Consider the following 22345-nt stretch of genomic DNA (forward strand, 5'->3'; position numbering starts at 1 on the left):
CCGCAATATGAAAATGAAAGCTTTACGATATGCATTGATACTGGCGATGCTCATGGTCACCTCCTGCAAGGACGTACTGGACATGGCCCCGGATGGCAAGCTGACAATGGACGAGATTTTCGCGGACAACGACAAAACCGGCGCATTTCTGAACAGCTGCTATGCCAATATTCCCGTCAAAGGCACGCGCTACTTCTTTTGGAGCCGCGGGCCGGTGAATTGGAGCGACGAGAGCTGGGATACCGACGCGGAGGCCGAATCGTGGATTATGTCGGGACGGATGTACAACGGCGATGCTTCCGCCGGCAACCACCCGATCACCAACATCAGCGCGGATGCCGGCAATGGCGAGTACTGGGCCCGCTACTGGAACGCCATTCGCAATTGTACGCTGTTCATCAGCCGCATCGACAAGGCCACCGTCCGTAACCCGGCCGACCGCGCCCGCTGGAAAGCCGAGGCGCATTTGCTCCGGGCCTATTATTATTCCGAACTGCTGAAATGGTTCGGCGCCGTGCTGCCGATCGAGCGTGAGCCGTATGACTTTCAGCAAGACTTTTCGAATGTTACCAAAGCCGGTTATTACGAAGTGGTCAAGTTTATCATGGAAGATTGCGACGTGGCATTAGGCACTGCCGAACTGCCCTGGCGTATTACCACCGACAGTGAAGGCGGCCGGGTGCACAAGGCGATGGCCGAGGCGATCAAGTCTAAAATGATCCTTTTCGCGGCGAGCCCGTTGAATAATGCAGGGAAGGACTACTGGCAGGAAGCCTATCAGGTGAATAAAACTTCGCTGGAAAACCTGCGGACCAACGGCTATGAGCTGTATAACAAAGTGAATCTGCCGCAGACCTATTTGTCGGATGTAGCATTCCTCGGACCCGACAAGAACGAGAAAACGGCGCTCTATAACGAGTATTTCACCCAAACTATGAAGTATGCGCCCAATCCTGTGGATCGTGAAACGATTTTCCAGAGCCGCGAGAACCAGGGGAATATCTGGAATATCGATGGAATAGGCTCGCAGGACGGCTACAAATCGGGCACTTGCCCCACGCAGGAGCTCGTGGATGCTTACGAAACGGCCGACGGTCAGCCCGTGCTCGACCTGGACAAGCCCTACCTCGACGACCAGCATTTACAGCCGAATTATAACACCGCCAACAAAACCTACGATCCGAAAAACCCCTATGCCAAACGCGACCCGCGCTTTTATGCCTCTATTTATTACAATGGCTCGAAGAGAAAAGCGATGTGGAATTTTGCCGAAGCGCCGGAATCGTTCGAAAACTACCCTGCACCGATCGGTAACCGAACCCGTGTGATAGCTACTTATAAAAACGAGCCGCAAACGGGCATTCACCCGAGCACGCGCAAGGCTACCCGAACCGGCTACTACGAACGGAAGTTCCTGCACCCCAACTCGGGCGGGGACAATCCCATTGCCGGTGCCAACTGGAAGCTCTTCCGCCTGGGCGAGGTAATTCTCAATTTTGCGGAGGCCGCCGCAGAGGCCGGTCAGCTGGCCGATGCCGCCAAGGCCGTGAACGAAATCCGCGCCCGGGCAGGAATGCCTGCATTACCTGCCTCGCTTTCGAAAGCGGATCTGATCAAACGCGTTCACGCGGAAAGACGGGTGGAGCTGGCCATGGAGGAAAATCGCTATTTCGATCTCCGCCGCTGGTCGAAGCCAACCGATGATCTGTCGAAAACGGACCGCTGGGTAACTGCCATGGAAATTAGCCGCAATGCCGACGGTTCCTTCGCATACGCCCGCAGGACCGTCCGCGCGACCGAACGCAAGAACTACACCAACAAGTTTCTGTGGGTACCCATTCCGCTGAACGAAGCAAACCGCCTTCGCTCCATTACCGGGGCCGACTGGCAAAATGCAGGTTGGTAATCAATGGCTTCAAAGACTAGATCCAAGAATATGATACATTATATCAAATCGAAATTAACTGTGGCACTGGCTTGCCTGCTGGCAGGTGTGCCGCTTTACGCGCAGGAGCTTGCCGGGTCGGTGGCGGGTACGGTGCTGAACGAGTACGGCCAGCCGCTTGCAGGCGTGACCATCCTTTCCGAAAACGGCAAAAACGGAACCTCTACCAATATCAAAGGTGAATTTACCATGACCGTCGACGACGGCAGCCGGGTGCTGGTGTTCTCGCTATACGGCTACGGCAACGAGAAAGTAGCCCTTTCGGAAAAGCAGGAAATCGACGTGCGCCTGAAATGGGATGCGCATTTGAAAGATGAGGTGGTGCAGCTTGGTTATACCTCCCAGCTCCGCAGCGAACTCTCGGGGGCGGTATCGACCGTGAAAGGGGAGGAACTGGAAAAATCGCCCGTCGCCAATCTCACTCAGACGCTCGCGGGCCGGCTTTCCGGCCTGATGACGCAAGAAGCATTCTCGGAGCTTTCCCGCGCCACGACAAACCTTTCGATTCGAGGCCTTTCCGCAGCGCGCACCAATGGCCCGCTGGTCATCATCGACGGCATTATCAATGCCTACAACAGTAACCAGACGTTGGAATACATTACCGCCAATGAAATCGAGTCCATTACCGTACTGAAAGATGCTTCCACGCAGGTATTGTACGGTATTCAGGGTGCGAATGGCCTTTTGGTGATTACCACGAAACGGGGCCGAAGAGGTCCTTTGCAAATCAAAACACGCTTCGACCAATCCATGCAGCAGGTCACCACGAAGCCCGCTTTTTATAATGCCGCCGAATACGCCGAAATGCGTAACCAGGCCGCATTCAACGATGGCCTGGGCGCGAATTACCTGTTCAGTCAGCAACAAATCGATGGCTACCGCTCGGGGGAAAACCGCGATTTGTATCCCAATAACAACTGGTATGACCGCTATCTCAAAAACTTCGCGGCCATGCAGCGGGCGAGCGTGAACGTGACGGGCGGTAATGATAAAGTCCAGTTTTTCTCGAATATCAACTTCATGCACCAGGGAGGCTATTTTAAAACCGACCAGCCGCGCTACGATCCGAATGCGAATAATATCTGGGTCAATTACCGCTCGAATATCGATATGAGCCTGAACCGGTATCTGAAAGCATTCATCCGCCTCGCGGGTAACGTGAAGCGCGAGCGCACCCCTGGCGGCGCGAGCAATGCAGATGTGTACAAAAGCATTTTCCAGATTCCGCCGACCGTGTATGGCCCGGTAACGCCGGAGGTAACCAGCGCATCGGGCGAAGTGCTCGACGCCGGAGGAAAAGTGATTACGACCGAGCGTGTAGAGTCGCCTACCTATGGCATGCTCAACCGCACGGGCTACACGAGGCATACCGTCACCAATATCGTGTCTCAATTCGGTCTCGACCTCGACATGGGTTTTCTCACCAAAGGCCTCAACCTGACGGGTACCATGGCTTACCAGACCAATTCCGTAGGCAGCCTCTCCACCAAGCAGGAATATGAGCGATGGGTGCAAACCAGTGACTCTGCATTGGCATTTACCAAAAAAGGGGCACAGAATAACACGCCGCTAGCCTATTCCAAGTCACATTCCTACTATTACCACCTCACCTACAACATCGCGATGAACTATAAACGTGATTTCGGTCGGCACCGGGTGGGCGGAATGGCTTATATGTTTTATCAAAACCTGACGAAAGCCGATAATTCATCGCCCAACTTGCTGCCTTACAATCGCGTAAGCTCCGGGTTTGAGGTTTCTTACGGATTTGATAACCGTTACCTGTTGAAGCTCGACCTCGGCTATTCGGGCTCGGAGCAATATGCCCGGAATGTGCGATATACGAGCACGCCGGCGGTTTCGGCGGCGTGGGTGGTGTCCAACGAGCCGTTTTTGAAGAACAATGCGTTCCTGACCAACCTGAAACTCCGTGCTTCCTACGGCAAAACCGCCAATGACCAAAGCGGGCTGATGCGCTTTGCCTATCTCGATAATGTGACCGTCAAGGGTGGCGGGCCGATCGGTTCCCTGCAATATCTGGTGGAAGAAGGACAAGTGGGTAATCCGAATATCCGCGCGGAGGTTTCCAAAAAGCAGAACTTCGGTATTGATATCGGTTTGCTGAATGCGCTCACGGTTTCGGTGGATGTGTTCAAAGAACGGATGGACAACATGGTAGTCGGGGCGCTGTCGACGATCCCGCTTTATCAGGGTATTCCATTAGAAAATTATCCTAAAATCAATGCGGGAATTTTCGAAAACAAGGGCGTGGATATCAATGTAAGTTATGTCAAAAGGTTTAATAAAGACATTTCCGTTCACGCGGGGCTGATGCTGAGCTATGCGAAAAACAAGATTATCAGCTGGAATGAGGCACGTAAAACCGAGGATTATGCCTATCGTAAGTGGGAAGAAGGTTATGCATTCGGGCAGGCATTCGGCTACCGGGTGGATTACAGCAATGGCAACGGTTTTTTTAACTCGCAGCAGGAAATCGATAACAGCAAGCTCGCATATAGTTTCGGAACGCCGCGGCCCGGTGATTTGAAATACCAGGACCTCAATGCCGACGGTAAGATCGACGAGCGCGACAAGGCGCCGATCGGCACCGGTACGCTCCCCAGCGCGATTTACGGCATTTCCGCAGGCATTACCTATAAGAATTTTGACCTGAGCGTACTCTTCCAGGGCGTTGGGAATTATTCGACCATTTACGGCGGAACCGGCGTTTTCGAAACCGATTACGACGGCGTGTTCGGCTCGCTGCACCGCAATGCGTGGACGGCCGAGCGCTATGCGGCGGGAGAGAACATCACTTCGCCCGCATTGTCGCTGGCGCGGACCGTGAACCACGAGGCAAGCGATTACTACCTGTACGACCGCTCGTATGTGCGGCTCAAAAACGTGGAGCTTTCCTACACGCTGCCGCTTTCCGTCTCCAAATTGATCCGGGCGGATAAACTGCGTGTGCTGGTAAGCGGGCAGAACCTCATTACCTGGGACAAAATGAAATCCGGCGATTTCGGTCCCGAAGGCAATGGCTACCTGGCCTTTCCGGTGTACCGGGTCTACAATGCGGGTATCAGTGTGACTTTCTAAATCAGGTTTTTGGATATGAAAAAATATAAACTACTTCTGCTCACTTCGGCGATTGCGGGCCTGCTGGCCGGTTGCAACGAGCAGCTCGACCTGCCCACCGACGGTCGTATTACCATGGACCAGGTTTTCAGTGATTACAACCGGACGCGCGGCTACCTCAATTCGTGCTACGGTTTCGTGCCCAAACCCTACATGGATCGCGCGTCATTCACCGATGAAGCCCAGGACGCCGACGACATTACGCCCGGCTCACGCTACATCGTGTGGTATGGCGGCAATGTGACTTCCAATACCTACGCCCAGAATTCCGCCGACAAAAGCCCGTGGGGAGATTTGTACGAAGGCATCCGTAAATGCAATGTATTTATTGAGAACATCAAAACTGCCCCCGTGTATGCGAGCGAGGGGGAAAAGAATGCCTGGACAGCGCAGGCGTACACGCTCCGGGCATTGTATTACCTGCAACTGATCAAACGCTACGGCGGCGTACCGATTTTTGACAAGCCGTTGGGCATCGACCACGACTTTTCGACTGACAAACGCGCGAAGTTTTCAGAAGTGGTGACATTCATTTTGTCGGATTGTGACAAAGCATTGTCGTACCCGGCCACCCGCGAAGGACTGCCTTGGGAGATTTACGACAACCAATATGGCATTATGACGCGGGCGGTGGCCTATGCTATCAAAAGCCAGGCAGTGACCTATGCGGCTTCCCCATTGTGGAGCGACGGGACTTACACCTGGGCGAAGGCGACGGAGATCAATGCGGAGGCACTGGCGCAATGCCTCGCCAATGGCTATCGCCTGTTCGATGAGAAACCGGCGGCCAACATTGCCCAGAATGCCTACGCACTGTTTTTCTTTACCAGTTCCAACGACCAGCGCGCTACCGACAAGGAAACCATTTACCACGTGGGCGATAAAATGCAGGTGTGGCGCTACGCGGGCATGCCTACCAACGCGGGTATGGAGCGTACCGGCCCGTGCCCGACCCAGGACCTGGTGGACGCCTACGAAATGGCGAACGGCGAAGCGCCTGTTACCGGTTATTCCGACGATAGCCGGACGGTTCCGATCGTCAATGCGAAATCAGGGTATAAGGAAGATGATCCTTATGCAGGCCGTGACCCGCGTTTTTATGCTTCTATTTATTACAATGGCGCTGTCCGTAACCTGGATCAGCCGAATGGCAGGAAAGTGGAAACTTTTGCAGGCGGTGCCGAGGAGATTTCGGATATCAACCGGAAACATACCCGCACGGGCTACTATTTGAGGAAATTCAACAACTTCCGCTCGGGACAGAATAATGATGCCGATGGCGCAGTGCGTTTGCTGAGGCTGGCGGAGCTATACCTGAATTTCGCGGAATCGGCTTACCAGTCGGCCGGGCCGGATGTGGCTGTGAAGTCGGGTGCATTCTCCATGTCGGCCCGCGACGCGGTGAACGCCGTGCGCACCCGTGCCGGGATGCCGGGCTTTCCGCTGGGCATGACCAAGGAGGCATTTGAGAAGAAGTACCGTAATGAGCGCCGCATTGAGCTGGCGTTTGAAGAACACCGCTTTTTCGACGTGCGCCGCTGGAAAATCCTCGACCAGACCGATCGTTTCGTGACGGGCATGCGCATTACGAAAAACGGTTCCAACTTTGTCTACAAGCGTTTTAAATTCCAGAACCGCAATGCATTTTCGGATAAATACCTCATGTACCCGATCGACCAGAGCGAGGTAGACAAGATCATCGGCCTCTCGGGCAGCGACTGGCAAAATCCCGGCTGGCTGGATTGACCACTGAAGGCCGACCACCGACCGCGGACCGCCGATGGGTAGGGCTCATTCATAAAGCCTCCGGCCGTCGGCCGTCAGTGGTCGGCGGTCTAAGATGGTCATAATACCAGACGCCGCAGTAATGTCTCAGACGTTCACCAAAAGGCTTACATCAATGCAAAAACACATAACGCTATCTTTCCTCATTATTCTGGCAGCCATGACCCGTACCGTGCTGGCGCAGCCGCTTGCCGGTACGGACGACCTTGGGCGTACATTGCCGCAAAACGACGCGGTGGGCAATCCGAAAGCCAACCGGCAGGTAGGCATGTTCTATTTTTTATGGCATGATGTGGCCCCGGCCAAAGCCTGGGACCTTAATGAAATTGTTTCCAGGCACCCCGAAGTGCTTGAAGATTTCGATCACCCCAGCTGGGGCGGCGACCCGAAGCATAATGTGGGGATGTATTACTGGGGACAGCCTATTTACGGATATTATAAGGCCGATGATTATTGGGTACACCTCCGCAGCATTCAGCTGCTCACGGATGCCGGGGTGGATTTCCTGGTTATCGATGCTACCAACCGGCTTACTTATCCCAAACAGGCCGACGTGCTCATGAAAGCCATGGACGCCGTGCGCGCGCAGGGGCGTAACGCACCTAAAATTGTGTTTTATACCAACACACAATCCGGGGAAACCATGCAGGAAGCCTATGATATGTTTTACAAGGAAGGTGCTCCCTATCGACATCCCGATTGCTGGTACCTGCTCGACGGCAAGCCGCTGATCATCGGCATTAGCAGTGAAGCCAAAGGCAAAAATTTCGAGCCCTTTTTTACATTCCGCGAGTCGCAGTGGCCTACCGAAAAACAGAAAGTGAATGGCTGGCCGTGGATTTCTTTCACGCGTCCGCAGAAAGTACATTATAATACAAAAGGTGAGGGGGAAATCATCAACATCTCCGTGGCTCAGCATCCGAACCCGACGGCAGGAATGGGGGGCTCGGCGTTTTACGGTAATATGGATAACTGGGGTCGCAGCTATCGTAACGGCTCGCACGGCGATCCCAAAAAGGACATCGCTTATGGTTACAATGTGCAAGAGCAATGGGATTACGCCATTAAACAAAACACACCATTTATATATGTAACAGGCTGGAATGAATGGATCGCCGGTAAATTCCCGAGCCACGACAAGAACCCGGAGCACTCATGGTTCTGCGACCAGGCCAGCCCCGAATACAGCCGCGATATCGAGCCCTCGCTGACGGCTGGTTTGAAAGATCATTACTATATGCAGCTCGTAAGTAATGTCCGCCGTTACAAAGGTGTGGAAGCTAATGCGGCATTGGGGCCTGCCAAAACCATCAAAACGCTCGAAGATTGGAATGACGTGGCGCTCACCTACCACGACTACACCGGCGACACGCAGGCGCGTAACCATCCGGGCGCGCAAACCGAGCCCGCGCATACGTACGTGAACAAAACAGGCCGGAATGATTTTGACCAGTTAAAAGTGGTGCAAGATGCCAAAAACCTCTATTTCTACGCCCAGACTACCGCTGAAATAACCCCTAACTCCGGCGACAATTGGATGCGCCTCTATCTCGACACCGACCGTCGGCCGAATACCGGCTGGAAAGGTTATGACTACCGAATTGTGGCGGGTAACACTTTACAGCAATACCGCGCCGGCAACTGGCACGATGTGAAGAAAGTGGCCTATCAAGTACAGGGTAACCGTATGATGGTAATTATTCCAAAAGGCTACCTGGCGAATTTGAAAATCCCCCTAAATCTGGAATTCAAATGGTCGGACAATATGCAGGAGGATGGCAACCCGCTCGATTGGTACGTCAATGGGGATGTAGCGCCGGGAGGGAGATTTAATTTTATAGCAAATCAATGATTTTATTAATGATTTCTTGCGGTGCGATGCACCTGAATTTCATATGCCATTTCAATCTACAAGTATTGCGGGGCTCTGCCCCTTTACATTCGGGAAAGTTGCAACGGTCGGTGCAGCGCACCGCAAGATTTGTAGAACGGCGAATCAGAATTCAGCGAAGGTGCAGCGCACCGCAAGATTTGTAGAACGGCGAATCAGAATTCAGCCAAAGGTGCAGCGCACCGCAAGATTTGTCGCAACAGTCCGAGTTAGTGTTGAACAAAATTCCAGGTTATGGATGCAAAATACGTCTGTATATTTCTAATTGTTTTTTTCGGGCATTTTCGGGTAAATACATTTGCCCAAAACTACACCGCCGACGTCACCGCTACCGACGCCGTGGGGCGTAAGCTGCCGGGCCATGATGAAGTCGGCGATTTGAAAAAGGACAAGTTCGTAGGCCTTTTCTACTGGACCTGGCACACGCAGCAGGCCAAGAACAATCCTCCGCTGAATGTGATGGAATACCTCGCACGGGATCCAAAGGCAGTCCACGATTTCAAGAACCCGGTCTGGCCGAAGCGCAATAGTCCATGGTTCTGGGCCGAGCCGTTGTTTGGGTATTACATCGATACCGACGAATGGGTGCTGCGCAAACATGCCGAAATGTTAGCCGACGCTGGGGTGGATATGATCATTTTTGATTGTACCAACGGGAATATTACCTGGAAAGAGTCGTACATGAAGCTTTGCGAGGTGTTCACGCAGGCAAGAAAAGATGGTGTGAATACCCCGCAAATTGCATTTATGCTGCCGTTTTGGGTGACCGACGGCGGGAAAGAGATCATCCGGGAAATCTACCGAGACCTGTACAAACCCGGCAAATACAAGGACCTGTGGTTTCAATGGAAAGGGAAGCCGTTCATTATGGCGGACCCGGCATTCACCGAGACGATCAAAGGGCAATCGGCGCAACCGGAGCTGGAAAAGGAAATGCGGGAGTTCTTCACATTCAGGCCCGGTCAGCCGGTGTACAACAAGGGCCCCGAAAAAGCAGATCATTGGGGCTGGCTGGAAATTTACCCGCAGCATGGTTTTAAAAAGAATGCAGACGGTAGTTTCGAGCAGGCTACCGTAGGTGTTGCACAAAACTGGACGAAAGAACGTGGCCTCACCGCATTGAATGCAACGGGCTCGTTCGGGCGCAGTTACACGCACGCGAAGGGGCACATTACCGAGGTGGGCGCGGTGAACTACGGCCATAACTTTCAGGAACAATGGGATCGCGCCAGGGAAATCAATCCCGAGTTGATATTCATCACAGGCTGGAACGAATGGATTGCTGGCCGTTACGACGTATGGCAGCAACAAACCAACGCGTTCCCCGACGAGTTCGACCAGGAAGGCAGCCGCGACATCGAGCCGATGAAAGGCGGGCATGGCGATAATTATTATTATCAGATGGCCGCCAATATCCGGCGCTTCAAAGGCTTGTCTGCGCCGCAGCGGGCCTCGGCATCGGTTACGATTAAAGTGGACGGGCAGTTTAAGGAATGGGAGAACATTTTACCGGCATTCAAGGCTCACAAAGGCAGCACGCTCCATCGCAACAGCCCGGGTTGGGGAAGTATGGTCTACCGCAATACCACAGGGCGCAACGATATTGTCCTTTCCAAAGTCGCCCGCGATCAGGACCACATCTATTTTTATGTAGAAACCGCCAAACCGCTCAGCCCGACCACCGACCCGGGCTGGATGCGGCTTTTTATAAACACGGATCGCGACAAGAATACCGGCTGGGAAGGCTACGACGTCGTGATTAACCGCATTAATCCAACACAGAAAGCCATGGTTGAAAAAACGGACGCCTCCTGGAACTGGCAGAAAGCCGGGGAAGCGGAATATTCGGTGTCGGGGAACAAGCTGGAAATCAAAGTCCTGAAATCACTCCTGGGCATTTCCGGCGAACCCGATTTTGAGTTTAAATGGAGTGATCATATGCAGCAAGATGGCGAGGTGACGGACTTTTGGCTGAACGGGGACGCCGCACCGGCGGGGCGGGGGAACTATCATTACAAGCCGTAATTCCGATAAATAAACGGTCAGTACCACTTGGGTATCGATGAATGTGATTGTAAATCAATTGGTTGACATTGGGGTATTTGTTGTCAAAATGTTAAACTTTTACAATCACGCACGATGAAACATTTAAAGAATGCAGGGTGCATTGCATTGGGTGCAATGGCTTTGAATTTGATTACACACTTTTCCGAGGCTCAGGTTGGGATTGGGACTACAACTCCGCAGGAGAAGTTGCATGTTTATGATGGGTCAATAATTGGTACTACTCCTGAATTGCCGGCTGAAAACGATCCGTATTATGATCCTGACTTCGCAATACCATTGCATTATGGCTTCATGTGGCTGCATGATAAAAGTGCCTTGCGAGCCGTTGGCGAAAGATCGGGTACGGGGACCCTTGACAAACAGGGGATAGGTCAATTTTCGTTTGCCGCAGGATATGAAAATTTGGCCAGTGGGTTGGGTGCGGTTTCCTTCGGATTGCGTTCTTCGGCCGCAGGAACGGCATCCTTTGCCGGTGGTGAAAAGTCCTATGCTTCGGGCTCATTTGACTTTGCTTTTGGTACGGGTGCGGTTGCAAGCGGAGGGCATTCGGTTGCGATGGGTGATCAGGTATCAACAAATGGCCAATACTCGTCGTTCGTCTTTGGATCGGGAGGTAATTCGAGTTTGAAGAACGACAAAAGCTATCAAATGGTCATGGGCTTTTCGGGAGGGTACAAATTGTTTACAAATAGTGCGCAAACAATAGGAGTTCAATTGCAGTCGGGAAGTAATGCCTGGTCAGTCATCTCCGACGTCAACAAAAAAGAAAACTTCGCCCCGGTCAATGGCGAAGACTTCCTCCAAAAAATCAGCAAAATGAACCTGACTTCCTGGAACTACAAAGGCCAGGATCCTAAACAATACCGGCACTACGGCCCTATGGCGCAGGATTTCTATAAGGCATTCGGGCAGGATGCTTATGGCACGATTGGGTCGGATACGACCATTAATCAGGCTGATTTCGATGGTGTGAACCTGATCGCAGTCCAGGCGCTGATCCGGAGAATGGAAGAAATGAGCGTCGAGATTGCCACCATCAGGGCGGAGTTGGCGGAGGCTCGATCTGAGCAGGGAAGGAAGAAGAAACGTATAATGGCGATTCAAAAGTAGTGCGGTAGATGCCTCTACATTCCGGCAAATAAACGTGAAGTACCACTTGGGTATCAATCAGTGTGACTGTGAGGCAATTGGCTGACATTCGGCATCAAAATGTCAAATGTTAAACTTTTACAATCACGCACGATGAAACATTTAAAGAATGCAGGTCGCATTGCATTGGGTGCAATAGCTCTGAGTTTGATTACACACTTTTCTAAGGCCCAGGTTGGGATTGGGACTACTACTCCGCAGGCTAAGTTGCATGTGCATCACGGGGCAATCATGTCCACGACCAAAAATTTCGATCCCGCATTTGATCCGTTCTATGATCCTCAGCTACCAGGAGATTCAATTCAGTTTGGGCTAAAGTGGATTTACGACAAAGGAGCTTTAAGAGCAGGCGGATTCAGGGAAGGTAAAAGCGATTTCGATGCACCAGATGTAGGATTGTACTCTTTCGCTTCCGGTTACGAGAATTCTGCTACCGGGCGGGCCGCAACCGCGATCGGCCTGCAAAGCATGTCGACTGCTACGGGATCGTTTGCCGTCGGGTTCGCGTGTAAAGCCTTCGGTAGCTATTCATTTGTACATGGAAATCAATCGAAGGCAAGCGGACTAAATGCTGTTGCGATGGGAAATGGTGCGGTTGCGGATGGGAATAATTCTGTTGCGATGGGAAATGGTGCGGTTGCAAGCGGGAGTAATTCCGTTGCGATAGGCAATGGCTCGACTAACAGCAAAACCGGATCCTTTGTTTTGGGCTATGGAACGACCACAGTCAAAAGTAATGGCAATAATGAAATGGCGATGGCATTTACAGGAGGATACCGTTTGTATACCGACGCCATGGCCACTGTCGGGGTTTTACTTCCATCCAACGGAAACGCCTGGCAGGTTACTTCCGACGTCAACAAAAAGGAAAACTTCGCTCCCGTCAACGGCGAGGACGTTTTAAATAAAATCGCCAGGATGAACCTCACGTCCTGGAATTATAAAGGGCAGGACCCAAAGACGCTTCGGCATTATGGCCCGATGGCGCAGGATTTCTACAAGGCTTTCGGGCGGGATTCGTATGGAACGATCGGGACGGATACGACGATTAACCAGGCTGATTTCGATGGCATTAATCTGATTGCGATTCAGGCGTTGGCTAAAAGAACTGAGCAATTGGAAAAGCAAAACAGTGATCTGCTGGTAGAGCTGGCGGAAATAAAAGCTCAATTGGCAGGGAATGCACGGACACGGGGCACAGGCAAACGGAAGGGTGTTATAGCGAACAGATAATTCACACACAAAACTTTTTCAAATGAGAATCAAAACATCAATTGCATTGGCACTGTGTTGCATGTGGGCGATGGAGGGGCGTTGTCAGTTTGTTACGGGTAGCGATTTGTATGTAAAAATAGGAACGGTATTCTCCGTGGATAGCCTCGTACTCGTCCCCACCGAAGATCTCAACCTAGGCAACAACTATTCCCTCACAGTATCGCACACCGCAGTGCCGGGTAACCCGAATGCGAGTATTAAAAAGAAGTACGTTTTCAACAATCCGGTCAATTTTCATGGTACCCTGGGCATTATCTATGATCCGGCGGAGCTGAACGGCAACACGGAATCATTGTTGGAATTGGCGAATTCGTGGTCGGACGAATCGGGGTTTACGACAATGTCTAGTTCGACGCGCGACTTAGGTTTGCATTATGTATCCAAAGATGTAGCCGACCTGGATATCAGGTTGCTCACGCTCGTGAATGCACAAAGCGCGCTGCCCGTAACGCTCGCTGCATTCGATGCCGAAAAGGATGAAAAGCGTGTAAAGCTGACATGGAGAACCTCTTTTGAGGCTAACAGCGATTTCTTTGAAATCCAGCGAAGCCGGGATACGAAGAATTGGAAGGTATTGGATCGTGTGGGCTCGGCAGGGGAAAGTAGTCAGCAGGTAGACTACGCCTATACTGACACGGATCCGATTGCCGATATAGCCTATTATCGGTTAAAAATGATTGACCGTGACGGCACTTTTGCATTCAGCCAGATCAGGAAGGTGTCGTGGGATGGGGCGGATCTGGTTGTTTTTCCGAACCCGGCGGGCGACCGGCTCGAAATTGACGTGAAAGACTGGTCAAAGGTAACGAAGGTAACGGTATTGAATGCCGGTGGTAGCATTGTGAGAGAAACTGCGGGAGCAACAGGTTCAAAAGAGCAATATGTTCCGCTAACCGGCATCCAACCGGGCAGCTACATGCTGCAAATTGAGTACCGCGACGGAAGTTCTGAACGTTCGCATTTTGTCAAGTATTGATATTTACCCGGTCCGGGCTATGGTGATGCCGTTAACGCACACAGTGGCCCGGATTCTTATTTTAATCCAAATTATCATAGTAAAATTACCGGCTTGCCGGGTTTAGTACGAGTACATATTCAACGAGATTCCTTAACCCTAGCTTTCCTGTTCGATCGTATGCTGCCATTCCGAAGTAGTTTCAGAATCGGTCTGCCATTGCTGACCGCCTCCCTGCTGTTTAACACACAAAGTTGTAAACCTCCCCAAAACAAGTCGGGCCAGAATGTGACAGTGGCTCACACTGCTCAAAAGGTTGAGACGGACATTTATGCGGAACATATCCGGACAACCGGTTTCCAAACGCCGGAAGAAGAACGCCTCAGTTTTGTGCTGCCCGAAGGTTTTGAAGTAACGCTTTTTGCTTCCGAACCTGACATTACCAAGCCAATGAATATGGAGTTCGACGACCGTGGCCGGTTGTGGGTGACGCAGTCGTCGGAATATCCGGTGGCGGCGGGAGAAAGCGACGGAAAGGACCGTATTACGATTCTGGAAGACAAAAACGGCGATGGCCGCGCGGACACTTTCACGCATTTTGACGATAATCTCAATATCCCGATCGGCATTATGCCGGTTGCAGACGGGGCAATCGGGTACAGTATCCCAAATCTTTATCATTTCAAAGACACCAACAACGATGGCAAGGCTGACAGCCGGGAGATACTGCTCGGCGGCTTCGGGCATAAGGACACGCACGGGATGGTGAACAACCTCATGCGCGGATTCGACGGCTGGCTGCATGTATGCCACGGTTTTTCCAATGTTTCGAATGTTGCAGGAACGGATGGCGATTCGATACGCATGAATTCGGGCAATACTTTCAGAGTGAAATTGGACGGGAGTCATGTGGAGCAGACGACGTTCGGTCGCGTGAACCCGTTTGGTTACGCCTATGACGAGAAAGGGTATCTGTATTCGGTAGATTGTCATACCAAACCCATTACCCAGCTGATTTTTGGCGGGGATTACCCGCATTTTGGCAAGAAGGCGCCCGTCGGACTGGGTTTCGCCCCGGCGATGATGACGTACGACTTGGGTTCGACCGCATTGGCGGGGCTTGTTTACTACACGGGGAAACAGTTTCCGGAAAAGTACCGCGGGAGTTTCTTTACCGGCGACGTGGTCACCTGCCGCATTGACCGGAATACGGTTACGTTCAATGGCTCGACGCCATCTTCTAAAAAGGAAGAGCCGCTTCTGGTCAGCAAGGATCCTTGGTTCAGGCCGGTGGATATCAAAGTCGGGCCGGATGGAGCCCTATATATCGCCGATTTTTATAACCGGATTATCGGGCATTATGAAGTTGCGCTGAACCACCCCGGGCGCGACCGGATTAGCGGACGGATTTGGAAAGTGACTTACAAAGGCAATGAGCCGCATGAGAATTTGCCGGTTACCGACTGGTCGAAAGCATCGATCATACAATTGCTGGAAGGGCTGAGACACCCGCAGCTGAATACGCGCCTCAAAGTGGCCGACCGCCTTGTTGATAGCTGGAAAGGCCAGGCGATTGCACCGGTAAAGGGTCTTTTGAGCACTGCCGATGCAGTTGTTCAGGTGCACGCATTGTGGATATTGCACCGCCTCGGCGCGCTCGATGATCGGGTGCTCGATGATGCACTCATTAGCAGTGAACAGGTAGTGAAAATTCACGCATTACGTATTCTGGGTGAACGAAACACCATTGTTGATACCCATTACCGTAGGGTTATGGAAGCATTAAAAGCCGATGATCCGTTTATACGGCGAGGGGCAGCGGAAGTTTTGACGCGCTTTCCGAAGCCGGAAAACCTGGCGCTGTTGATGGATTTGTATGAAAAAACGCCGGCTGAGGATACGCATTTGCGCTATACCGCCATGCTGGGTGTTCGAAACAACTTGAAAAATGCCAGCGTGATGTGGCGTGTTCCCGCCATGCGGTGGACGGATGCACAACTGGCATTGCTGAACAAGGCATTGCTCGACATACCCTCGTCCGCGGGCGCCGCATTCGTGCTCGACTACACGCTTACGCACGAGCTCGATTCCCAAGATCTTTTGAACAACCTCGAATACATTGGCCGGCTCGCAGCGCCCTACCAGATCGAAAAGGCTATCGGCCTGATCAATACGAAATTCACGAATGAACCGGAAAAGCAACTTTCGTTGTACCGGACGATTCAGGCTGGGATTCGGCAAAGCGGGGCAGCTCCAAGCGCGAAAATGGTTGCCTGGGGTGCCGAATTGGCCGGAAAGTTTTTGAACAATATATCCGCCGGAGCCGAAACGTGGAAAATCAGGAAGGTTGGCAAGCATGTCGATCCGGTGAATTCCTGGACGGTGTCGGATCATTTTCTTGTGGATATAATGCCTGCATTCCGAATCGTTTTGAGTGAAAAAGGAGGTTATGGCCCCCAATCGGCATTGTACTCGGTGCCGTTCCGGCTACCGGCGACATTGAAAATGAATGTGTTTGATAATGATGTCCATAACCGCGCGGAGAAAAAGGGTATTTCAAAAAACTCGGTCAAAATCCGGTTGGCCGACAGCGGAAAGGTTGTCGCGGAATATCGGGTTAATCAAGTGGAACCTATGCAGTTCAAGGAGTTGATTCGTAGTGCGACCTTCAATCTGGCGGGGTATGAAGGGCAAATGGGGTATATCGAGGCGGTGGATAGTTCACAGACGGGGTCCGTAGGGGTCGGGCAGTTTGAACCGGCAGTGATTACTAATCCTGAGAAGGGGCCATCCATTATTTCGGAACAAAGGATTGCGGCAGTGGAAATAGCTGGAGCGTATCGTATTCAATCTCTTCAACCTGCATTAAGAACTATTTTGCAAACCAAATGGATGGATCATACAGTGAGGAGTGCTGCCGCGGGCGCCTTGATGAATATAGATCCGAAGGGAAATGTGAATGTACTTTCGGAGGTATTTAATGATCCGTCGGAATTGCCAGCTTTACGCGAGAAACTGGCTGTGTCGATGGGGCAAGCGGCAGCTCCTTCCGTTTACGAGACATTGAAAAAGCAACTGGCAAGTGGCGCGCGCAACCTCCAGATCGTGATTGCGAGTGTATTGGCCAATACCTCCGAAGGTATCGGTTATTTGCTGAATGCATTCAAAGACGAGGAGCTTGGAGCAGACATTGCTACCGAGGTGCCCGTGCAGGAACGGCTTACCAACAATGCAGATGCTTCCCAGCAAACACAAATGCGGCAGCTGCTCATGGCCGGCGCATCCGAGCGCGCGGAACGCCAGAAACTGATCGATACGCGTATTGCGAATTTCAAACCGGCGACTACGTTTTCGGATGCGGGAAAGGTCATTTTCGTGCAAAATTGCAGCGGTTGCCATCAGATCCAGGGTTCAGGAGGGCTCGTGGGGCCGCAGCTCGACGGTATCGGAAACTGGGGCCACAAGGCATTGACTCAAAAAATCCTTGACCCCAACAGGAATATAACTGAGGCATTTCGTACTTATAATATCACATTGAAAAATGAAAAGACCCTCACGGGCCTGTACCGCAGGACAGAAGGCGAGACGATCGTGTTCGCGGACATGACGGGGCAGGAGTTTTCGGTGGCGAAAGGCGATATGAAAGAGTACCGGGCATCCAAATACACGCTAATGCCCGACCAGTTCCGGAACATCATTCCTGAAAACGACTTTTACGCCTTGCTCGACTACCTCTTAGGGGTAAAATGATATTTGAGTGTTAATCCTAACCCATAAATCCGATGCTGTTAACCGGAAGAGTTTTGAAATGGTTTTGTTTGATCAATATAATTGCTTTTGCCTGGACCAATGCGTCAGCGCAGAAGAAAGGGAAGAGCGGATCAGCGCTCGTGTTTAAGAAAACGGAACTTACCAAACGATTCATCGCCGAAGGTGCCGCGATGGGCGATGTGAATAAAGATGGGAAAAAGGACATTCTCTCGGGTGCCTATTGGTTCGAAGCGCCCGACTGGAAGGAGCATGAACTCGCCAAGCCGCAAGAGTTTATTGTGAATGGCAGTTACAGCGATTCTTTCCTGGATTTTGCCATGGACGTGAACCAGGATGGCTGGATAGACCTCATCCGCATCGATTGGCCCGGAAAGGCTGCCGCCTGGCACGAGAATCCGCAAAACAAACCCGGGCATTGGCCGGTGCATACCGTTTATTCTTCGGTTGGAAACGAATCGCCGCAGCTCGTGGATATCGATGGTGACGGACGGCTGGATTTGCTTTGCAACGATCCGACGGGTAAGAAGGTGATCTGGCTGAAATGCCCGTCCAAAAAAGGTGACACGACCTGGGAGAAATATGTGATCAGCAACGATCCCAACAACTCCACACATATGTACACGCACGGGATCGGCTATGGCGATATTAACGGCGATGGCCGTAAGGATGTGCTCGTAAGAAGCGGATGGTGGGAGGGACCGGCGGAAGGACCTGCCAAATACCCCAAAGACAAGGATTGGAAGTTCCATCCGGCAGACCTGGGACAGGATTGTTCCCAAATGTATGTGCTGGATTTGAATGGCGATGGCCTGAACGACGTACTCAGTGCCTCCGCGCATAACTACGGCATCTGGTGGCACGAACAGCGGAAGGAGGGCAACGAAACCGTCTGGATTCACCATGACATTGACAAAACTATTTCGCAGACGCACGGTCTGGCGCTGAAAGATATGAATGGCGATGGTCACCCCGACTTTATCACCGGCAAACGCTACTTCGCGCACAATGGAAACGACCCTGGTGAATTCGAGCCTGCATTTATCTCATGGTTTGAATATAAGCCCGGTAAAGTTCCGACGTGGATCAGGCATGATATTGATGACAATTCTGGCGTGGGCCTGCACGTGACCGTCGAAGACCTGAATGGCGACGGGTTGCTCGACATCGTCACCGGTAACAAAAAGGGCGTGCGCATTTTCACACAGCAAAAAGGGAAGTAATCACTGATGAAGTTTGGTATCAATACCTACCTGTTTTCTTCACCGTTCACGAACGAGAGCACCACGTTTTTCCCACAATTCAAGGATTGGGGATTTGATTTTGTTGAAATAGCTTTGGAAGACCCGGGCAATATTGATCCGGATTTTGTCCGGAAAGCATTGGACGATAGCGGGCTCGAATGCAGGTCCGTATGCGCGGCTACGGGCCCCGGGCGCGACCTGCGCGGTACGCGTAAAGATCAGGTGACAGCCATTGAATATGTGGAAGCATTGATCCGCATTGCGCCGGTATTGGGAAGCAAGCTCGTCGCCGGGCCTATTTATTCTGCGGTAGGCCGGGCGGAGATGGTACCCGATGATCAGAAACGCAAACAGTGGGACCTCGTTGCCGGTAACCTGACAATATTGGCAGATTTTGCCAGTAGGCACGATGTTAAGCTGGCCATCGAGCCGTTGAACCGCTACGAGACCGATTTTATCAACACCTGCGAACAGGCGTTGCGGATGATCGAAACCGTAGGCAGCGATGCATTACAAGTGCACCTCGATACTTTTCACATGAACCTGGAAGAAAAGGACCCGGCACTGGCTATCAGGAAGGCAGGAGATTGGTTGGGGCTTCTGCATGCTTCCGGCAGCGACCGCGGCACTCCGGGCGGCGACCAGATCAACTGGGACCGCATTTTCGCCGCGTTGGACCATATACATTATCAGGGCGACATTGTGATCGAATCATTCACGCCGGATGTGAAGGTCATTGCCAAAGCAGCTTCGATATGGCGGCAAGTAGAGCCGTCGCGCGAGGCTATCGCGGTAGACGGGTTGCGGTTTTTGAGGTCGCTGGCGTTTTGAACGTTTGATTATTCAGCCGATGTTTTTGCACATTGCAGCCGCTCGATTGACTTACATTGGTGGGAATAGGCGCAGGGATTTGGTAATATTGTAAAAACGAATCGGCTCATGATCACAAGTTTTGACCAACTGGACCTTACCAAGCAGTATACTTACGCTGATTACCTGAAATGGCAGTTCAAGGAGCGTTTGGAGCTGATTAAGGGACATATTTATGAAATGTCTCCGGCTCCGTCAAGCCAGCATCAAACTGCTGTCATGAATATAAGTGGTATGATTTGGACACAGTTGAAAGACACCCGCTGCCGGGTCTTTCCGGCACCATTCGATGTAAGGTTACCTATCACGGATAAGAAGAGTAATCAGGAAATTACAACGGTCTTACAGCCAGATATCTGTGTGATATGTGACTTGGGAAAAATAGATGACCGAGGCTGTTTGGGTGCGCCAGACCTTGTGATTGAGGTGCTTTCGCCCGGAAATACATCAAGCGAAATGAGCCAGAAATTCACTATCTACGAAGAGAGTGGCGTCCGGGAATATTGGATCGTGTACCCGGAGTATGGTCATGTGAATATCTTTTTGTTGAACGAACTTGGCAAGTTCGTGGGACAGCATCCCAAAATAAACGGAGAGATATTACAGTCAGCAGTCTTCCCCGGTCTTTCCATTGATCTTTCCGAGGTTTTTGTATATTAAAATAGTAAAGCCCCGGAACGTTCCGGGGCTTTACTATTTTAATACTAACGAAATCAGGCAGTCACTTCTTCTTCCAAATGAGAGGCACTCAGATGTAGTACCTCTGTAGTCCAGGCGCGGGTTTTGGCGGCCAGATCTTTTTCTTTGGAAAGAGATTTGCCGAATGAAGGGATGATCTTCTTGAATTCGCGCTGCCATTCCGGGGATTTGGCTTCGGCGAAACATTTGTGAATCAATTCCAGCATGATCGATACGGCAGTAGAAGCTCCCGGGGACGCACCCAGCAATGCTGCCAGTGAACCGTCCGCGGCGGTAACCATTTCGGTACCAAATTCGAGCACACCGCCTGCTTTTTTATCTTTTTTGATCACCTGAACACGCTGTCCGGCGGTTTCGAGGTCCCAATCTTCGAGTTTCGCTTCCGGGAAATAGTCTTTCAATGCTTCCAGTCGGTCTTGTGGTGATTGCCGAACCTGATCGATCAGATATTTGGTCAGTGGAATGTTGTGCAATCCCGCGGCCAGCATGGGTTTGATATTGTTCAGCTTAATGGAAAGCGGGAGATCCAAATAGGAGCCGTTTTTCAGAAACTTGGTTGAAAAACCGGCATATGGTCCGAAAAGCAATGCTTTCTTACCGTCGATAATACGGGTATCGAGGTGGGGAACCGACATCGGCGGTGAGCCCACAGACGCTTTGCCATACACCTTCGCCTGGTGTTTTTCAATAATTTCGGGCTTGTTGCACACCAGCCATTGTCCGCTTACAGGGAAACCACCGAATCCCTTGCCTTCGGGGATACTCGATTTTTCGAGCAATGGTAAAGAGCCGCCGCCTGCACCGATGAACACGAACTTAGTGTTGATCTTGCTTCCTTTTTTCGAAGCCCGATCCTTGACCTCGATAAGCCATGAGTTATCCTTCTTGCGTGAAATGTCGTCTACCTCGTAGTTAAGGAAAAGATTTACACCGTCCTGCTTTTCCAGGTAGCTGAACATCGCTTTCGTTAATGCGCCGAAGTTAACGTCGGTACCGAGCTCCATGCGGGTTGCAGCTACCTTTTCATCCGCATCTCTGCCGTTCATGACCAAAGGTATCCAGCTCTCGATCGTTTCCTTGTCCTCGGTGTATTCCATTCCGTGGAACAAATGGTGGCTGGTCAAGGCCTTGTAGCGTTTGCGGAGATACTCCACGTTTTCCTCGCCCCATACAAAGCTCAGGTGAGGAATATTGTGGATAAATTCGTCAGGTGAATCAATCACACCGTTTTCAACCAGGTAGGCCCAAAACTCTTTCGATACCTCGAATGATTCGGCGATTTTGACAGCCTTTTTGGTTTCAATGGAACCGTCGGCCAGCTGTGGCGTGTAGTTCAACTCGCAGAAAGCGGAATGGCCGGTACCGGCATTATTCCACGGATCTGAGCTCTCCGCCGTTACGCGGTCAAGACGTTCGAAAACGGAGATGGTAATGGATGGATTAAGCTTTTTCAGTAGAACCCCGAGCGTAGCGCTCATAATGCCTGCCCCAATCAAAACCACGTCAGGTGAGCTCGTTTTTGAAGACTTTTTGGTATTCATCACGAAAAAAAGAAATAT

At 51.5% G+C, this 22345-nt stretch carries 13 protein-coding genes; 12 read left to right on the forward strand and 1 reads right to left on the reverse strand.

Annotation, left to right across the window (positions count from 1 at the left end; translation table 11 throughout):
- Positions 1–13 precede the first annotated feature (13 nt).
- The 12 genes from CLV60_RS06030 to CLV60_RS06085 all read left to right on the forward strand — a co-directional run bounded on the left by CLV60_RS06030 (position 14) and on the right by CLV60_RS06085 (position 20747).
- Positions 14–1906: a RagB/SusD family nutrient uptake outer membrane protein gene (locus CLV60_RS06030; RefSeq protein ID WP_211302194.1), complete on the forward strand. Its 1893-nt coding sequence runs from the start codon at positions 14–16 to the stop codon at positions 1904–1906.
- Between the two features lie 30 nt (positions 1907–1936).
- Positions 1937–5044, forward strand: a complete 3108-nt coding sequence (locus tag CLV60_RS06035) for a SusC/RagA family TonB-linked outer membrane protein (RefSeq protein ID WP_170118715.1) — start codon at positions 1937–1939, stop codon at positions 5042–5044.
- Between the two features lie 15 nt (positions 5045–5059).
- Entirely contained in the window at positions 5060–6829 is a 1770-nt protein-coding gene (locus CLV60_RS06040) for a RagB/SusD family nutrient uptake outer membrane protein (RefSeq protein WP_106594448.1), read from the forward strand.
- A 154-nt stretch (positions 6830–6983) separates the two neighbouring features.
- Complete coding sequence (locus CLV60_RS06045; protein ID WP_106594449.1) at positions 6984–8720, forward strand: hypothetical protein; 1737 nt, start codon at positions 6984–6986, stop codon at positions 8718–8720.
- Positions 8721–8993: 273 nt separating this feature from the next.
- Entirely contained in the window at positions 8994–10784 is a 1791-nt protein-coding gene (locus CLV60_RS06050; protein WP_211302195.1) for a hypothetical protein, read from the forward strand.
- Between the two features lie 114 nt (positions 10785–10898).
- The gene (locus CLV60_RS06055) at positions 10899–11936 is read left to right on the forward strand and encodes a tail fiber domain-containing protein (RefSeq protein WP_106594450.1); all 1038 of its coding nucleotides are present in this window, start codon (positions 10899–10901) and stop codon (positions 11934–11936) included.
- A gap of 270 nt (positions 11937–12206) precedes the next feature.
- Positions 12207–13208 carry a tail fiber domain-containing protein gene (locus tag CLV60_RS06060; RefSeq protein ID WP_229210832.1) on the forward strand — a complete coding sequence of 334 codons (1002 nt, stop codon included), beginning with the start codon at positions 12207–12209 and terminating at the stop codon, positions 13206–13208.
- A gap of 22 nt (positions 13209–13230) precedes the next feature.
- On the forward strand, positions 13231–14226 hold the full coding sequence (locus CLV60_RS06065) for a T9SS type A sorting domain-containing protein (protein ID WP_229210833.1): 996 nt from the start codon (positions 13231–13233) through the stop codon (positions 14224–14226).
- 159 nt (positions 14227–14385) lie between these two features.
- Entirely contained in the window at positions 14386–17955 is a 3570-nt protein-coding gene (locus CLV60_RS06070; protein ID WP_106594452.1) for a PVC-type heme-binding CxxCH protein, read from the forward strand.
- A 68-nt stretch (positions 17956–18023) separates the two neighbouring features.
- Positions 18024–19196: an FG-GAP repeat domain-containing protein gene (locus CLV60_RS06075; RefSeq protein ID WP_229210834.1), complete on the forward strand. Its 1173-nt coding sequence runs from the start codon at positions 18024–18026 to the stop codon at positions 19194–19196.
- Positions 19197–19202: 6 nt separating this feature from the next.
- Positions 19203–20048: a sugar phosphate isomerase/epimerase family protein gene (locus CLV60_RS06080; protein ID WP_106594454.1), complete on the forward strand. Its 846-nt coding sequence runs from the start codon at positions 19203–19205 to the stop codon at positions 20046–20048.
- A gap of 108 nt (positions 20049–20156) precedes the next feature.
- Positions 20157–20747 carry a Uma2 family endonuclease gene (locus CLV60_RS06085; protein ID WP_106594455.1) on the forward strand — a complete coding sequence of 197 codons (591 nt, stop codon included), beginning with the start codon at positions 20157–20159 and terminating at the stop codon, positions 20745–20747.
- Between the two features lie 53 nt (positions 20748–20800).
- On the opposite strand, the gene CLV60_RS06090 is transcribed toward CLV60_RS06085, so the two are convergent.
- Positions 20801–22327 (reverse strand): malate:quinone oxidoreductase, encoded by a 1527-nt coding sequence (locus CLV60_RS06090; RefSeq protein WP_106594515.1) that lies wholly within the window; start codon positions 22325–22327, stop codon positions 20801–20803.
- Positions 22328–22345 lie beyond the last annotated feature (18 nt).

It is taken from the genome of Dyadobacter jiangsuensis (genome assembly GCF_003014695.1).
Classification (GTDB): domain Bacteria; phylum Bacteroidota; class Bacteroidia; order Cytophagales; family Spirosomataceae; genus Dyadobacter; species Dyadobacter jiangsuensis.

Coding starts and splice junctions, on each gene's coding strand:
- CLV60_RS06080 (WP_106594454.1), top strand. CDS start 19,203: ATGAAGTTTGGTATCAATACCTACCTGTTTTCTTCACCGTTCACGAAC.
- CLV60_RS06060 (WP_229210832.1), top strand. CDS start 12,207: ATGTCCACGACCAAAAATTTCGATCCCGCATTTGATCCGTTCTATGAT.
- CLV60_RS06065 (WP_229210833.1), top strand. CDS start 13,231: ATGAGAATCAAAACATCAATTGCATTGGCACTGTGTTGCATGTGGGCG.
- CLV60_RS06050 (WP_211302195.1), top strand. CDS start 8,994: ATGGATGCAAAATACGTCTGTATATTTCTAATTGTTTTTTTCGGGCAT.
- CLV60_RS06030 (WP_211302194.1), top strand. CDS start 14: ATGAAAGCTTTACGATATGCATTGATACTGGCGATGCTCATGGTCACC.
- CLV60_RS06040 (WP_106594448.1), top strand. CDS start 5,060: ATGAAAAAATATAAACTACTTCTGCTCACTTCGGCGATTGCGGGCCTG.
- CLV60_RS06045 (WP_106594449.1), top strand. CDS start 6,984: ATGCAAAAACACATAACGCTATCTTTCCTCATTATTCTGGCAGCCATG.
- CLV60_RS06070 (WP_106594452.1), top strand. CDS start 14,386: ATGCTGCCATTCCGAAGTAGTTTCAGAATCGGTCTGCCATTGCTGACC.
- CLV60_RS06035 (WP_170118715.1), top strand. CDS start 1,937: ATGATACATTATATCAAATCGAAATTAACTGTGGCACTGGCTTGCCTG.
- CLV60_RS06085 (WP_106594455.1), top strand. CDS start 20,157: ATGATCACAAGTTTTGACCAACTGGACCTTACCAAGCAGTATACTTAC.
- CLV60_RS06090 (WP_106594515.1), bottom strand. CDS start 22,327: ATGAATACCAAAAAGTCTTCAAAAACGAGCTCACCTGACGTGGTTTTG.
- CLV60_RS06055 (WP_106594450.1), top strand. CDS start 10,899: ATGAAACATTTAAAGAATGCAGGGTGCATTGCATTGGGTGCAATGGCT.